Annotated in this window: 14 protein-coding genes and 2 pseudogenes; 12 read left to right on the top strand and 4 right to left on the bottom strand. The window is 71.7% G+C overall.

Translation table 11 applies throughout. The features are described 5' to 3' along the window. Positions 1-35: 35 nt before the first annotated feature. A complete protein-coding gene (locus tag AB0M54_RS34940) occupies positions 36-779 on the top strand; it encodes a 3-hydroxybutyrate dehydrogenase (protein WP_364476054.1) in 744 nt (247 codons plus the stop codon). 29 nt (positions 780-808) lie between these two features. On the opposite strand, the gene AB0M54_RS34935 is transcribed toward AB0M54_RS34940, so the two are convergent. Further along, a complete protein-coding gene (locus AB0M54_RS34935) occupies positions 809-2,545 on the bottom strand; it encodes an MOSC and FAD-binding oxidoreductase domain-containing protein (protein WP_364476052.1) in 1,737 nt (578 codons plus the stop codon). A 112-nt stretch (positions 2,546-2,657) separates the two neighbouring features. On the opposite strand from AB0M54_RS34935, the gene AB0M54_RS34930 reads away from it, so the two are divergent. Next, positions 2,658-3,419 (top strand): ATP-binding cassette domain-containing protein, encoded by a 762-nt coding sequence (locus tag AB0M54_RS34930; protein WP_364476050.1) that lies wholly within the window; start codon positions 2,658-2,660, stop codon positions 3,417-3,419. Then, positions 3,416-4,162, top strand: coding sequence for an ABC transporter permease (locus tag AB0M54_RS34925; protein WP_364329927.1), 747 nt, complete (start codon positions 3,416-3,418; stop codon positions 4,160-4,162). The genes AB0M54_RS34930 and AB0M54_RS34925 overlap by 4 nt, the downstream gene beginning before the upstream one ends. A 66-nt stretch (positions 4,163-4,228) precedes the next feature. Here the strand turns inward: AB0M54_RS34925 and AB0M54_RS34920 are convergent. After that, a pseudogene (locus AB0M54_RS34920) lies at positions 4,229-4,597 on the bottom strand (Uma2 family endonuclease); the annotation flags it as partial. A 233-nt stretch (positions 4,598-4,830) separates the two neighbouring features. Between AB0M54_RS34920 and AB0M54_RS34915 the strand changes: the two are divergent. From AB0M54_RS34915 to AB0M54_RS34875, 9 genes are all read left to right on the top strand, one after another. Next, complete coding sequence (locus tag AB0M54_RS34915; RefSeq protein ID WP_364476048.1) at positions 4,831-5,874, top strand: acyltransferase; 1,044 nt, start codon at positions 4,831-4,833, stop codon at positions 5,872-5,874. Positions 5,875-5,966: 92 nt separating this feature from the next. Then, a complete protein-coding gene (locus tag AB0M54_RS34910) occupies positions 5,967-6,425 on the top strand; it encodes a hypothetical protein (RefSeq protein ID WP_364476046.1) in 459 nt (152 codons plus the stop codon). A 55-nt stretch (positions 6,426-6,480) separates the two neighbouring features. Beyond that, on the top strand, positions 6,481-6,873 hold the full coding sequence (locus AB0M54_RS34905; protein ID WP_364329919.1) for a YbaB/EbfC family nucleoid-associated protein: 393 nt from the start codon (positions 6,481-6,483) through the stop codon (positions 6,871-6,873). Further along, entirely contained in the window at positions 6,870-7,181 is a 312-nt protein-coding gene (locus AB0M54_RS34900; protein ID WP_364329916.1) for a type VII secretion target, read from the top strand. The genes AB0M54_RS34905 and AB0M54_RS34900 overlap by 4 nt, the downstream gene beginning before the upstream one ends. Before the next feature lie 16 nt (positions 7,182-7,197). Continuing rightward, on the top strand, positions 7,198-7,899 hold the full coding sequence (locus AB0M54_RS34895) for a hypothetical protein (RefSeq protein ID WP_364476044.1): 702 nt from the start codon (positions 7,198-7,200) through the stop codon (positions 7,897-7,899). Positions 7,900-7,901: 2 nt separating this feature from the next. Further along, positions 7,902-8,654, top strand: a complete 753-nt coding sequence (locus AB0M54_RS34890; RefSeq protein ID WP_364329911.1) for a hypothetical protein — start codon at positions 7,902-7,904, stop codon at positions 8,652-8,654. 21 nt (positions 8,655-8,675) lie between these two features. After that, a complete protein-coding gene (locus AB0M54_RS34885) occupies positions 8,676-9,122 on the top strand; it encodes a hypothetical protein (protein ID WP_364476042.1) in 447 nt (148 codons plus the stop codon). Between the two features lie 150 nt (positions 9,123-9,272). Then, complete coding sequence (locus tag AB0M54_RS34880; protein ID WP_364476040.1) at positions 9,273-10,067, top strand: polysaccharide deacetylase family protein; 795 nt, start codon at positions 9,273-9,275, stop codon at positions 10,065-10,067. A 127-nt stretch (positions 10,068-10,194) separates the two neighbouring features. Continuing rightward, on the top strand, positions 10,195-11,316 hold the full coding sequence (locus AB0M54_RS34875; RefSeq protein ID WP_364476039.1) for a peptidase: 1,122 nt from the start codon (positions 10,195-10,197) through the stop codon (positions 11,314-11,316). Between the two features lie 108 nt (positions 11,317-11,424). Here the strand turns inward: AB0M54_RS34875 and AB0M54_RS34870 are convergent. Together AB0M54_RS34870 and AB0M54_RS34865 are read right to left on the bottom strand one after the other, a co-directional pair. After that, a pseudogene (locus AB0M54_RS34870) lies at positions 11,425-11,610 on the bottom strand (SAM-dependent methyltransferase); the annotation flags it as partial. Positions 11,611-11,686: 76 nt separating this feature from the next. Next, complete coding sequence (locus AB0M54_RS34865) at positions 11,687-15,262, bottom strand: S8 family serine peptidase (protein ID WP_364476037.1); 3,576 nt, start codon at positions 15,260-15,262, stop codon at positions 11,687-11,689. Between the last annotated feature and the right edge of the window lies 1 nt (position 15,263).

The following is a 15,263-nucleotide window of genomic DNA, read 5'->3' as shown; positions in this document are numbered from 1 at the left end:
CCGCGATCCATAAGGTGTGACGAGGGAGGTGTCCGATGACGTTGGACGGGCGTACCGCGGTGGTGACCGGGGGAGCGAGCGGGATCGGGCGGGCCTGCGCGGAGCGGCTGGCCGCCGAGGGCGCCGCGGTCGTGGTGGTCGATCGGGACGCCGGCGGCGCGGCCGACGTGGCCGGGAAGGTGGGCGGGCGCTCGATCACCCTCGACCTCACCGACCTGGCCGCGATCGACGCGCTCGACATCGAGGCCGACATCCTGGTCAACAACGCGGGCATGCAACACGTCGCGCCGATCGACGAGTTCCCGGCCGAGGTGTTCTCGATGATGATGCGGCTGATGGTCGAGTCGCCGTTCCGGCTGGTGCGGCGCTTCCTGCCCGGCATGAAGGCGCGCGGCTGGGGCCGGGTCGTCAACATCTCGTCGGTGCACGGCGTGCGCGCCTCGGAGTTCAAGGTCGCGTACGTGACCGCCAAGCACGCCCTGGAGGGCCTGTCGAAGGTGGTCGCGCTGGAGGGCGCGGCGTACGGCGTGACCTCGAACTGCGTCAATCCGGCGTACGTGCGGACGCCGCTGGTCGACAAGCAGATCGCCGCCCAGGCCGCCACCCACGGCATCGCCCCCGACGAGGTGGTGGAGCGGATCATGCTCGCCCCGGCGGCGCTCAAACGGCTGATCGAGCCCGAGGAGGTCGCCGAGACCGTGACCTACCTCTGTCTCCCCGCGGCCTCGTTCATGACCGGCTCGTCGGTGATGATCGACGGCGGCTGGAGCATCCATTGAGCCTCGAGCTGGTCAACGCCGGCTGAGGCTCAGAGGTCGAGCACGACCGGTCCGGTGGGCCGGGCCGAACAGATCAGCACGGCCCCGTCGGCCGGCGGGTCGACCGGTTCCGCGGTGTAGTCGACCGCGCCGGACAGCAGGCCGGTCTCGCAGGTGTGACACACCCCGGAGCGGCAGGACCAGCGGGCCGGCACGTCGCACGCCTCGGCCAGGTCGAGCAGGCTGGCGCAGCCGGACGGCCACGGGACGGTGAGGTCGCTGCGGACGAAGGACACCGCCGGCCCGTCGCCGGTCGCACCCTCCGGCGCGTGCGGCGGGCGGCCGGGCTTGGCGCGGATGCCCGGGGTGAGCCCGGGCTGGGCCCCGAAGATCTCGGTGTGTACGCGGCCGGCCGGCACGCCGGCCTCGGTCAGCGCGGCGAGGACGACGGTCTGGAAGGCGGCCGGACCGCAGACGTACGCCTCGGCGTCGGACGGCAGTCCGAGGGTACGCAGCACAGCACCCGACAGGTGGCCCGCGCTGTCGTAGACATCGTCCGGGCGGGGCCGGCTGAGGAAGACGTGTGCGTGCGCGTTCGGCAGGGCGGCGAGCAGCCCCGCCACCTCGGCGGTGAACGGCCGCTCGGCCCCGTCGCGCGCGGCCTGGATCCACCACACCTCCCGCGCGGACTTCTGCGCGGCCAACGCGTGGAGCATGGCCAGCACCGGTGTCGCGCCGACACCGCCGCTGATCAGCACGACCGGGGTGCGGGTCGGGCTGTCGGCCGGTCGCAGCACGAAGCTGCCCCGGGGCGCGGCCACGTCGATCAGGTCGCCCGGGTGGACCCGGGAGTGCAGGTACGCGCTGGCCACGCCGTGCGGCTCCCGCTTGACGCTGATCCGGTAGCCGGCGTCGCCGGGCGGCCCCGACAACGAGTAGCTGCGGACCAGGCCGGGCTCCAGCCGTACGGTCAGGAACTGGCCCGGCAGCGCCGCGGGCACCGGCAGGCCGTCCGGGTCGGCCAGCCGTACCGAAGAGATCGTCGTACTCTCGGGCTCGATCGCGGTCACCCGCAGCGGGCGGAACCCGGGCCAGGCCGGCGGCGGGGTGGCGGCGACCAGGCCGGCGTTGCCGTTCGCCGACTCGGGCTCGGCCAGCATGGCCCGGAACGACCCCTGCCAGCCCGGACTGAGCGCGGGGATCCGCAGCGCCCGGGTGATCCGGTCGCGGGGATGGCCGGGCAGATAGAGCAGGGCGTCCACCTCGGACACGGTCATGCGCTCGGGTCCGTCGGCGACCTTGACGATCTCGTCGCCCGCCCGCACCGGCCCCTCGCGCAGCACCCGCAGGTAGAAGCCGGGCCGGTGGTGCTGCACGAGCAGCGCCGGCATCCGCGGCTCGTCCATCCGCATCCCGACCCGATAACAGGTGACCCGTGGCTGCGTCACCTCGAACAACGCCTCACCGACCCGGTACCGGTCGCCGATGCACACCTCGTCGTCCGGCAGTCCCTCGACGGTGAAGTTCTCGCCGAACTGGCCGAACGTGAAGTCGTCCCGGCCGAGGAAGTCCTGCCAGTGCCGGTACGAGCCGAGCTGGTAGACGAAGACCGCCCGCTGCTCGCCACCGTGCCCGCCGAGGTCGCCCTGTCCGTCCCCGTCGATGTTGAGCCGCCGCACCATGGCGGGCCCGTCGACCGGCGCCTTCCAGACCCCGGTGTGCACCGTCTGCCCGTGCCAGAGCACGTCCTTGGGGATGCCGACGTTGACCGACCGCAAGGTTGCCATACCGGCATCTAACACCCGGCCGCCGCGAGCCCTATGGCATCAATGTGGCTTGCCATGGCATCACTGTGGTGTCATAGTGGTGCCACACCGGCATCACCGAACGGGAGACGCGATGATGGAGAAGCAGGGACCGGCGATCCGGGTCAGCGGATTGCGGAAGTCGTACCAGAAGCTGGACGTGCTCAAGGGCGTCGATTTCGAGGTGGCGCGGGGCAGCATCTTCGCGCTGCTCGGCTCGAACGGCGCCGGCAAGACCACGATCGTGCGGATCCTGTCCACGCTGCTGAGACCGGACGACGGCGCGGCCGGCGTCAACGGGTACGACGTGGTGTCGCAGGCGGCGCGGGTGCGTGAGTCGATCAGCCTGACCGGGCAGTTCGCGGCGGTCGACGAGATCCTCACCGGCCGCGAGAACCTGGTCATGATCGGCCGGCTCCGGCGGGTCGAGAACCCGCGTCGGGTGGCCGACGAGCTGCTCGAACGGTTCGGGCTGGCCGAGGCCGGCGGCCGGCGGGTGGCGACCTACTCCGGTGGCATGCGCCGCCGGCTCGACATCGCCATGAGCCTGATCGGCGACCCGCCGATCATCTTCCTCGACGAGCCGACCACCGGGCTCGACCCGGAAGGCCGCCTCGAGGTGTGGCAGGTGATCCAGAAACTCGCGCACCACGGGACGACCATTCTTCTCACCACCCAATATCTCGACGAGGCCGAGAAACTGGCCGACCGGATCGCCATCCTGCACAACGGCACGATCATCCGGTCCGGAACGCTGGCCGAACTGAGAGAACTGCTACCACCGGCCAAGGTGGAGTACGTCGAACGGCAGCCGACCCTCGAAGAGATCTTCCTGGCGATTGTGGGGCAGCGATGAACGACATCCGCGTCATGCTCGGGCGGTCCATGCGACACGTGACCCGCAGCCTGGACACCATCATCACGGTCACCATCACACCGATCGCGCTGCTGCTGCTGTTCCGCTACGTGTTCGGCGGCGCCATCCAGACCGGCGGCGGCAACTACACCAACTACCTGATGCCCGGCATCCTGCTGATCGCGATCGCCAGCGGCATCTCGTACACCGCGTTCCGGCTCTTCAACGACATGAAGTCGGGCATCTTCGAACGCTTCCACTCGATGCCGATCGCCCGATCCTCGGTGCTGTGGGGCCACGTGCTGACCTCACTGGTGTCCAACGCCATCTCGGTGGTGGTCATCGTCCTGGTCGGGCTGATCATGGGCTTCCGCTCGCCGGCCGGGGTGCTGTCCTGGCTCGCCGTGGCCGGCATCCTCGGCTTCTTCACGCTCGCCCTGACCTGGCTGGCCGTGATCCCCGGCCTGACCGCGACCACCCCCGACGGCGCGTCCGCCTTCTCCTACCCGCTGGTCTTCCTGCCCTTCGTCAGCTCGGCCTTCGTCCCCACCGGCACGATGCCCGGCCCGGTGCGGGCCTTCGCCGAGAACCAGCCGGTCACCTCGATCGTCAACGCGATCAGGGCATTGTTCGACCAGCAGCCGGTCGGCAACGACATCTGGATCGCCCTCGCCTGGTGCGCCGGCATCCTGGTCGTCGCGTACGCCTTCGCGATGGCCGCCTACCGCCGCAAGATCGCCTGAACCCGCGGCCGGTCCCCGGACCCCTTGCTCAGCCGGGCAAGGGGTCCAAGGTCGTTCCGTGACCCGGAACCTCGCGTACTGATCGGTCTTGACGACCCGGTCGGTCGTCTCCGACCCCGGAGAGACCACCTCGATCACCAGAAGCACATGCTCGGGTCGTGTCGGAGTCACATCGATGGTCTCCGCCCGGTACACCGTCACGTCCGGACGACGGTTGTTGAGCGGCACATCCTGAAGCCGGACATCGAAGTCGGTGTCAGCGGTCCAGTCCGGCCCCGCGGCCGCATCCAGGGCGTTCGCCAGCAGCCGGGCCAGGCGGTTGTGCCGCCTGGACGCGCTCGGACAAACGAGAGCCATGCCGTCCACGATCTCGATACCCGCACACTGCTCTTCCGTCCATGACGCGTACTGCTCGGCCGTGACCTGCTGATGCATCCAGGCCGGCGCGACCATCTCGACAGTCATACTCCTCCTGGAGGGCCCGGCGCCATGCAGCTCGAACGGCGCCACGACTTGACGGTTCTTGCGGTCTTCGACGACCGGTCAAGGGGCCGCTGGGGTTCGAAGAGCCGGATACCGTACTGTGCTCGCGGTTCTGATGTCGCAGTGGGAATTCGGGGGAACTCATTGTGTCGACCGGCCTCGAGCTGCATAAGCCCGTGCCCGTCGTGGCGACGCCGCGTGTCGGTGGGCGGCTCGCCGTGCTCGACGGGCTGCGGCTGTGTGCCGCGCTGGCGGTGGCCTTCTTCCACTTCACCGCGATCAACGCCGACAAACTGTGGGGGCCGGGTGAGGCGCCGTTCCAGCGGGCGGTGCATGTCACCTCGTACGGCTGGCTGGGTGTCGAGCTCTTCTTCATGATCAGCGGGTTCGTCATCTCGCTGAGCTGCTGGGGACGCACCGTCGGGGCCTTCGCGCGGTCGCGGCTGATCCGGCTGTTCCCGGCCTACTGGGCCGCGGTGCTGCTCACCGCGGCGGTGGTGACGATCTGGCCGTCCTTCGAGAAGCCGGTCAACCCGCAGCAGGTCGTGGTCAACCTGACCATGCTGAACGAGCCGCTCGGCATCCCCGCGGTGGATCTGTCGTACTGGACGCTCTGGGCCGAGGCCCGGTTCTACCTGCTCTTCGCCGTGGTGGTCGCGCTCGGCGTGACCCGCCGGCGGGTGCTCTGGTTCGGGTACGCCTGGCTGATCGCCGCGGCCGTCTCGGTCAAGGCCGGGCTGCCGGTGCTGACCATCCTGCTCCAGCCCGCGTACGCGCCGTACTTCGTGGCCGGGATCGGCTTCTTCCTGGTCCACAAGTTCGGCTCGGACATCCGCCACTGGGGCCTGATCGTGTTCTCCTGGGCGATGGGCATGTACTCGCTCGGCGCCCGGGTCGCGGCCACCGGGAAGACCGAGCACCGCGAGCTCTCGCTGACCGTCGCCATGCTGATCGTGACCATGTTCTTCCTGATCGTGGCCGCGGTGGCGCTGGGCTGGACGGCCCGCGTCCGGTGGCCCTGGCTGGTCACCGCCGGGCTGCTCACCTATCCGTTCTACCTGCTGCACCAGCACATCGGCGGCACGCTGATCCAGCACCTGCCGGAGATGCCGCGCCCGGTCACCGTGGTCCTGGTCATCGCGGCCATGCTGGCCCTGGCGTACGCGGTGCACCGGCTCGTCGAGCGCCCGCTGGCGGCGTACCTGAAGAAGCGTCTGACCGCCTCCTGACCGGCGGTTTCTCCAAGGACAGCGGTGGTCAAGGCGCGTGACACCCGTCCCATTTCACGCCGATCTTGACCGGATGGCCGAGAATGGGACGCATGATCGCGAGACGGATCGCCGCCGTGGTTGCCGCCCTGCTGGCCGGCGCCGGGGTCGGCGCCTGTGGCAGCGCCACCACGGCCGAGGCTCGGCGTAACGACCAGCCCGCCGCGATCGCGCCGGCGCCCGAGGCTCGGCGGGCCGCGTCCGGCGTCCGGGCGGTGGCGCGAACCTCGACGGTCGTCCGGAATGTCCCGTCCGCGTTCCCGCTGCCGGCGGGCAGCCGGGTGGCCGACCTGTCCGACCCCGAGTCGGGCGCCTCGTTCACGCTGACCGCGCCCGACCCGGCCGCGGTGCTGTCGTTCTACCGCCGCGAGCTGCCCCGCGCCGCGTTCACGATCGTCGCCGACCGGGCCGAGGACGACGCGACCAGCCTGTCCTTCCGTGACGCGCACGGCTGGGCGGGCGCCATCTTCGCCACCACCCACCGGGTCACGGTCGCCGTCAAGCGCGCCTGACCTGCGATTGCTAGACTCCTCGATCGATCGGCGTACGTCTCTCGACGGGGGTGTCATGACGGCCGCAGGAGGTCCGCTCGACCCTGACTCGGCGCTGGACTACCTGCAGAACTGGCAGGGGCGCATCGAGCGGATGGCGGCCGACACCCAGGCCATGAGCGACCGGCTCGGCGAGCTGCGGGTGTCCGCCGAGGACGGCGACGGCATCGTCGCGGTGACCATCGACTCGACCGGTGTCCTGGCCGACCTGCGGTTCACCGAGCGCGTCCAGCGGATCGCCCCGGACGCGTCGTCCCGGGCGGTGCTGACCGCGTTGCGCGCGGCCCGGCTCAAGGCGGCCGAGCGGTCCCGGCAGATCATCGAGGAGACCGTCGGCCCCGATTCGATCGCCGGCCGCACCATCGCCGAGCGGATGGAACAGCAGCTGAACGGGGGATCAGAGGCATGACGGACGCGGTTTCGGTGGACGGGCAGCAGATCCGGTCACATGTCAGCAACCTCGACGGCCTGCGCGACCGGGTGGCGGCGATCCGGAGCGCCAGCGCGTCGATCGCCCAGGACGACGAGGCGTACGGGCTGCTCTGCGGGTGGATGTCGGGCATTCTCGAACGCCGGCACCAGGCCCAGGAACAATTCTTCGCGCAGGTGGCCGAGAACCTGAGCCTGGCCGGTGACGCGCTGATCCAGACCGCGGACGACTACGACGAGGCCGACAGCGAGGCCGCGGACGGGGTCCGCCAGGCCGGCGGCCGGTAGCGCCGGGGAGCTCACCATGTCTGACCGATCACTGGTCGCCGACGTCGCGACGACCCGCACCGCCACCACCGCCGCGCCGCTGGCCGACAGCTTCCAGGGCCTGCAACAGGCGATCAGCGGCGGCAGCTGGGTCGAGGGGGCGCTGGCCGGCGGCGCGTTCGCGCTCGAGGTCACCGCGACCGTGCTCGACCCGTTCAGCACGCTGCTGGCCGGGGGTCTGAGCTGGGCGATGGAGTACTTCGAGCCGCTGCGCGAGATGCTCGACCAGCTCGCCGGCATCCCGGACCGGGTGGCGGCGCACGCCGAGACGTGGTCGAACATGTCCGGCGAGCTGGCCGCCCTGGCCCAAGACCTGCAGGCCGGCCTCAACGCCGACTTCCCGGACTGGCAGGGCGCGGCCGCCGACTCGTACTACAGCCTGATGTCCTGCAATGTGGACGCGCTGGGCGGGCTCAGCGTGCTGGCCTCCGGGATGGCCTCGGCCACCCAGGCCGCCGGCAACCTGGTGCAGTTCACCCGCGACATCGTCCGCGACCTGATCGCCGACCTGGTGGCGCGGGTGATCGTCTGGGCCGCCGAGTCGCTGCTGATCGTCACCATCCCGGTGGTGGCGGCCCAGATCGTCTCGGCCGTGGCCAAGTGGGCCGGGCGGATCCTGTCGTACACGACCGCGCTGGTCACGAGCCTGCGGAACCTCACCGCACTGCTCGAGGGGTAGCGGTGGCGGGACGTAATCGAGGCGGCGGGTCGGACGGCGGCGGGGACGAGCCGGAGTTCCGGCCGTTACGGCCGCGCGCGGGGCGGTCCGCGGGCAGCATGCGGCAGGCCGAGGCCGCGGTCGGTGACGCCACCCGAGGCGGGCAGGTCGGCTCGGGCGCGCCCCGCCCCGCCCGGAGCCGGCCGGGGCGGGGGACACCCGGGCGTACGCCGCCGGGCACGACGACACCGGACGGCCGGCCCTGGCCGCCGACCGGGCCCACCGGCCGCAAGCCGGTCGCCGGTCAGCCCGGCGCGGCCGAGTGGCGGTACGAGCGCTACCGGCAGAAGGCCTACAACAGCGGCAAGTCGCCCGACGACCTGCTGTCCTTCGACGACTACAAGCGGCTGCACTACGACCAGGCCGCCTCCGGTCAGCGCCCGGGCCGGTCCGGCGGGCCGGAACAGGTCGCGGCCAAGCGGTACCTGACCGAGAACCACGGCGTCGACCAGGTCGAGAACGTCAACCTCGGCGGCCGGTTCCCGGACGGCGTACGCGACAACAACTCCGGCGGCACCGACTACTTCGAGGTCGGCGCGACCACCCAGGGCGGCCTGCCGGAGAGCCGGGAACGCAAGAAGATCGCCGAGGAACTGGGCGTCCTGGGGCCGAACGACACCCTCCAGTTCGTCGACAAGAAGGCGCCCGAAGAGGAGAACTGGATCAAGTACAGTGCAGGTGACGATCCGCACTCCAAGCGCCGACCCACCCCCTGACCTGCTGCGGAAGGCCGCGTGATGTCCCAGTTCCACAACATCTTCTGCGCCTCGGACGCGCCGATCTCCCGGCGCGACATCGCCGAGTACGCGGTCGACGGCTGGTACGGCGACGGGGAGCCGATGTTCAGCCCCGACCCCAGCGATGACGACGACGCGGGCTGGAAGAGCATGCAGATGCGCCTGCCCGGCGTGGCCAAGCCGATCATCTTCCAGCACGACGTCGACGCCGCCACGATCAGCGAGCTGGTGGCGGAGGCGATCGCCGAGCGCCAGGTCACCGAGGAGACCGCCGGGCGGCTTCGCGCCGGCCGGCAGATCATCGGCATCGAGCTGTTCCCGGAGACCCTCGACGACGACGCCTGGGAGCTGCTCGACCAGATCCAGGCGTTCATCGCGACCCGCCTCAACGGCATCCTGGTCACGACCGACGGCGTCTACGACAACAACCTGCAACACCTTGATTAGGGGGCCTTCCCTAGGCCGATAGGCCGAGCTTTCTCCGGGCGCGACTCCGCCGTGTGGGGGAAGCGCCGACCACCGATGATCCACAATGCTGCGAGCCACACATCGAGACGGGGGAATGTGGTGGCTGCGGGGTTGAGTCGGCGTGCTGTCGTGCGGGGGGCTCTGCTGGGTGGCGCCGGGGTGGCGGTCGGCGTGGCCGCGGCGCCCGCGGTGCGGCACTGGTGCGGGTGGGACCGGCCTCCGGTGGCCGGCGGGTACGCGGCCGCCGCCGACGACCTGGGCGCGGTCGCCCACCCGGACGTGAAGATCCACTACCGGGGGCGGACCGAGGAGCCGCTGGTCGCCTTCACCTTCGACGACGGGCCGGCCCCGCATTGGACGCCGGACGTCCTCGACGTTCTCGACCGGGCCGACGCGCCGGCCACCTTCTTCATGGAGGGCCGCAACGTCGCCCGCCACCACGACCTGATCCGCGGCCGGATGGATCGGCACGCGATCGGCAACCACTCCTGGTCGCACCCCGATCTGGCCACGCTCGACCTGCGCGGGGTGTACGACGAGCTGCGGCGCACCGACGACGTGATCCGCCGCTACACCGGTCGCACCCCGACCCTGTTCCGGCCGCCGTTCGGCCACCTCGGCGGCTCGACCGTGCTGGCCGCCGCCAAGATGGGCTACGACCTGGTGCTGTGGTCGGACGAGATGCACGAGCGCAGCTTCCGCGGCGACCCCGGCGCCCAGGCGGCGTTCATCGTGGACTCGGTGCGGCCGGGCGCGATCGTGCTGGCCCACGACGCCGGTGACGATCGCCGGCTGATCACCGTGCGCGGCCTGGGGGCCATGATCGACGGCCTCCGGCGGCGCGGTTTCCGCCTGGTCACCGTCCCGGAGCTGCTCGCCGCGGCCGAGCCGGAGACGGAAGGCCCGGTGCGAGCCCTGCACTGAGGGGTTCCGCAGATGCTGCGAGGGGGTGGCGTCGCGGCTGCTGGAAGGTTAGTTTCCATTTACATCGATCGATGGAAGCTCCCGACCTCACGTCGTCATCCCCAGGAGGCTGAACACAATGACATCGATGTCACCGTACCGTCGATGGCTGGCCGCCGCCGCGGCCGCCGTACTCATGACCGCCCTCGCCGCCTCGCCCGCGGAAGCAAATCCGGAAGCAAAGCTGTCCGACCTCCAGCGCATGACCCGGCAGCGTCCGCTGGTCGCCGCCGCCTCCACCGTCCGATGGGAGATCGAACACCGCGCCTACCCGGGCTACGCCGGGATCGTCCTCGAGGAATCGAGCGTCGCCCTGTGGTGGAAGGGCGCCGTGCCCGCGTCCATGCGGCGGGTCATCGCCCAGGCCTCCCGGTCGGCGCCGGTGCGGGTCCACGAGGCCGACCACTCGATGGCCGAGCTGCGCGCCGCCGCCGGCCGGCTGCGGGCGAGCTGGCCGGGCGGCGGTGACGCGGTCCAGGCGATCAAGCTGCGGCCCGACGGCGGCGGCCTGGTCGTGTCCGTCCCGTCGTCGCTGTGGGCCGCGGTGCCGGACGTGGGCGTACCGGTCGACGTGGCCGTGGAGGCGCCGCTCGAGCCGACCAGCCGGGACGACGACCGGGCGCCGTGGCGGGGCGGGGCCACGATCGTGAACACCGACCAGGGCACCGCCTGCACCTCGGGCTTCGGCGTGCGTAACGGGTCGGCCAGCTACATCCTCACCGCCGCGCACTGCGGGCAGACCGGCCAGCGCTTCACCGACGGCCGGGGCGAGGCCATCGGCACGATCGGCGCGCGCAACCAGGACCACGACGTCGAGCTGGTGCCGACGTCCAGCGTCGACGGGTACGTCTACGTGGGCACGCCCACCGACAACGTGACCGCGTCGGTCGAGGGATGGGGCTGGACGTTCGTCGGCGAGTACCTGTGCCAGTCCGGCGTCACCAGCTCGCGTCAGCTCGGCCGCCCGGTCTGCAACCTGAAGGTGCTGTTCTTCTACGCCGACCGGGAGGATCTGGTCGAGGCGGAGCAGACCGAGGGGCAGACGGCGGCCCGGCCGGGTGACAGCGGCGGCCCGATCTATTCGGTGTCGGCCAACGGCAAGATCCGGGCCAAGGGCACGACCACGCGCACGGCCGGGGCGCGGATCGGGTTCCAGGACTACGGGACGGCGTGGCGCGACTTCGGCGGCATCGTCCCGGCCACCCGGTAGCGCCTACGGTTTGCGGGCGACGCCGCCGTACGAATCCTGGTGGGCGTCGTCCGCGCCGGGCTCCGGCCGCCACCGCGAGATCGTGACCACGCCGGGTTCCACCAGCTCGAGGTAGGCGCGGCAGGCCTGGGCGTTCTCCACGATGGCCGGGAAGACCGCGCTGACCTCGTCACCGACCTCGCGGTCGGCGGCGTAGTTGTCCTTGCCGCCCAGCCAGTAGTTCCAGACCCGGGCGCTGTGCGGCACGCCGGTGTCGAACTTGGGGGCGCTGGAATCCGGCGTGGCGGTGGTCATGAGGGGTGCCTCTCATGTGGACGCGGACGGGGCCTGCCAGCAGGCAGGGTACTGGGCCGGCCCCGGCCGCGCCACGTCACGTCAGCCCGAATGCCCGGGTGATCCGCTGGTCGACCGTGTTGCCCTTGGTGTCCCGGGCGGTGGTGCGCAGGGAGACGAATTGCGCGGTGGCCGGGGCGTCGAGGTGCGTACGCCAGCCGCGGTTGCCCTCCCGCAGCCGACCGGGCCGCCAGGTGACGCCGTCGTCATAGGACACCTCGAGCGCCACCGACCGGATCGGACCGGCGCCCGTGGCGGTGGGCAGGGTGAGCGCCGAGATCGTCAGGCCGGCGTCCCGGGCCGCCTTGCCCGCGACGTCGGTGTCCACCGCGTAGTCGAGCTGGATCAGCGCCGGGACCTCGATCGGAGCCCCCGGAGCGACGGCACCCGAGGTGAAACCCCACTCCGTGCGGGTGTCGATCGAGTACGGACCGGCCCACGCGTCGCGCTTGTTCTCGGAGACCAGCCGGTAGGGCAGCCGTTCGTCGGCCAGGTTGCCGGCCTTCAGCTGCCGGTCGTAGCGATCGGTCTGGCCGACCAGCCGGTCGCCCTGGTAGAGCCGGATGGTGTTGTCCGCGTCCCAGGTGAACGTGTTGCCCTCGTGCGCGGCGCCCGAGTCACCCCAGCCGGGGATGACCGCGAAGAACCAGCCGCCCTCCTGCCGGAACACCGGGTTCGACGTGGCGTCCGGGATGAGGCGTGGCCGTTGCACCGGCCCGAACCAGTGCTCCTTGCGCACCGAGCCGGCCGGATACACCGTCGGGGCGTTGCGCTGGCCCTGCTCATCCAGGATCTGGACGTCGGTGGTCCAGGGAACCCCGGCGGTCACCCAGTCGACCCGGTCCCCGATGGCCGGGGTCACCGTGTACTCCAGCGGGCCGTTGACGTCCGAGCGGTTCTCCAGCAGCTGGGCCGGCCGCCAGTTGCGGAACGACGTGTTGATCCGGGCCAGGTTCTGGGCGGTGGCGCGGTAGGTGAGGTCGGCCGGCATCCGGGCCGGATAGTCGTGCACCAGGTCGTAGACGTACTCGGTGGACGGGCGCGAGGTCAGGGCGAGCCGGACGCGCCGCTCCGCCTGGATCCGGGTGATCAGCCGCTCGCCCTCGTCGCGGGTGAGGGTGGACACGGTCAGCGGCGGCGGGTCGGCCGGCGCCCACACCGAGTCCGGCCAGGGCGCCGGCCGCCCGATGCCGTCGTTGACCACGACCAGCAGGCTCGCGCCCGCGGCGGCGGCCTCGGCGGCCTGCTGTTCGAGCGGGACCGTGCCGGTGCGGCGGACCACCAGGGCCTTGCCGCGGGCGTCCCCGCCGAGCACGGCGTCGACCTGGCTGTGCCCGCGGGGGAGGGGCGTCCGGGCCCGCTGGACGCGTACGTCGTCGTACGTCTCGCCGCCGGAGGCCACGGTCAGGGCGGGCTGGGTGAGGCGCCAGCGGCTGCCGAAGGCGAAGGTTCCCTCGGTCACCTTCCGGCTGGTGGGCAGGACCCACACGCTGTCGTACTCGGCGCTCGGGTTCCAGGCGTCCACCCACGAGCCGGCGCCGAAGTCGCGCTCGATCCGGTAACGCGACGCGGTCACGACGGCCGGCTGCGGTGTGGTCGCGGCGACCGGCTTGGCCTTGGCCGCGTCGAAGACGACCGTACGGTCCTGGTCGAGCTCGATGACCGGCACCGGCATGATGGCGAGGCCGCGGGACGACGGGCCGTGCGCGCCCTCGACGTCGGTGCTGAGCCAGGCGGTGTAGCCGCCCTCGGGCAGCCGCAGGGCCAGGGTGCCGGTGGCGTCGATCTGCTCGGTCCGGTTGAGGCCCGGCCCGAGCAGGACGAGCTGGCCGCCGGTCGGCTTCCCGGCGCGGTTCTTGGCCTTGAGGGTCAGAAGATGGCGTACGCCCTCGCGGCCGGCCGCGAGCGACGTCCGGATCGCCTGGTGGCCGGTCGCCGTCGCGCTGATGAACCCGGAGTGCAGCCGGTCGGCGGGCACCTGGTCGAACTCGAGGCTCGCGGTGACCGAGGCGGAGCCGTGCGCGGGCACCGTGATCTGCCGCGCCGACAGCGTGACGAAGTCGAGCCCGTCGAGCCTCAGGTCGAGGGTCACGGCCTGGTCGCCGGTGTTGGTGTAGCGGATCTCCCGGTCGACCGGGCCGTCCGGGGCGGTCGGGTAGGCCGGGTAGCCGAAGTTGACGACACCGGTCGCGAACACCGGGGCCGCCGTCGCCGCGGCCACGTCCAGTCGTCCGCTGCCGGCTTGGTAGATCGACACGTCCGGGGTCGGCTTGGTCGTGCTGACCAGCGCGTCCTTGAGCTGCTGGGCGGTCAGTCCCGGGTGTTCGGCGGCCAGCAGCGCCGCGGCGCCGGCGACGTGCGGGGCGGCCATCGAGGTGCCGCTCATCGTCAGGTACGAGCCTTCGCCCTCCGGGGCGTACTGCGAGCGGGCGGCCAGGATGCCGGCGCCCGGGGCGGTGAGCTCGGGCTTGACCGCCCGGTCGCCGAGCCGCGGTCCCTGGCTGGAGAAGAAGGTCAGCAGGTCGTCGTGGTCGACCGCGCCGACGGTCAGCGCGGCGTCGGCGACGCCCGGCGTGCCCACCGTGTACGCGCTCGGCCCGTCGTTGCCGGCCGAGATCACGAACAGCGCGCCGGTCTCGGCGCTGAGCTGGTTGACGGCCATGCTCATCGGGTCGGTCCCGTCGGTCGGGTCCGCGCCCAGGCTCAGGTTGACGATGCGGGCGTGCTGCTCGCGGGTCGCCCACTCCATCGCGCTGATGATCCAGGACTCCTGGCCGAAGCCGTCGTCGGCGAGGACCTTGCCGATGTGCAGCCGCGCGCCGGGCGCGACGCCGCGCTCCAGGCCGCCGGAGGCGGCGCCGGTGCCGGCGATGGTGGACGCGACATGGGTGCCGTGGCCCGCGCCGTCCTCCACCGACGCGACGCCGGGCACGAAGGACCTGGTCGCCGCGATCTGACCGGCGACGTCCGGGTGGGCGGTGTCGATGCCGGTGTCCAGCACCGCGACGTCGACGCCGGCGCCGGTGTTGCCGGTCTTCCACACCTCGGGCGCGCCGATCTGCGCGGTGCTCTCGGCCAGCGCGCCCTTGGCCTTGCCGTCCAGCCAGACCTTGGCGATGCCGCTGGTCTTCAGGTTGGCGAGGAACGCGCCCGAACGCTCGGCGCTCAGGGCGGCACTGCGGATGCTGTTCAGCGGCCGGACGCCGGAGGCCCCACGCAGGGTGGTGGCGGTGCGCTGGGCGGCGGCCGACCGGTAGGTGACGATCAGCGGGATCCGGGCGCTGTGGGCGTCGTCGTACCCGTACTCGATCAGCTCGCTGAGGTTGAAGAGATCCTTGTCGAGCCGGCCGGAGGCCAGATAGGGCAGCGCGGCGTGCGGATAGACGTACGTGTCACCACCCTCGCGATGCTGGAGGAAGCCGGTCAGCCGGCCCTCGGCGTCGCGTACCTCGGGGTTCGACTCACCGCCGGTGACCTTGTCCCCGGTGATGAGCGTGACAGCGGTTCCGGCGGGGGCGGCCGGTGGTGCGGCGGCTGCGGCCGAGGCCGGGGCGACAACGGCCTGGGCGACGAGGATCGCCGCCAGCCCGAACCCGTGGAGGCGCAGAGACAAC

Source organism: Actinoplanes sp. NPDC051470 (genome assembly GCF_040682035.1).
Lineage (GTDB): Bacteria > Actinomycetota > Actinomycetes > Mycobacteriales > Micromonosporaceae > Actinoplanes.
Note: the sequence above shows the minus strand (reverse complement) of the source record. Positions and strands in the feature narration are given on the sequence as shown.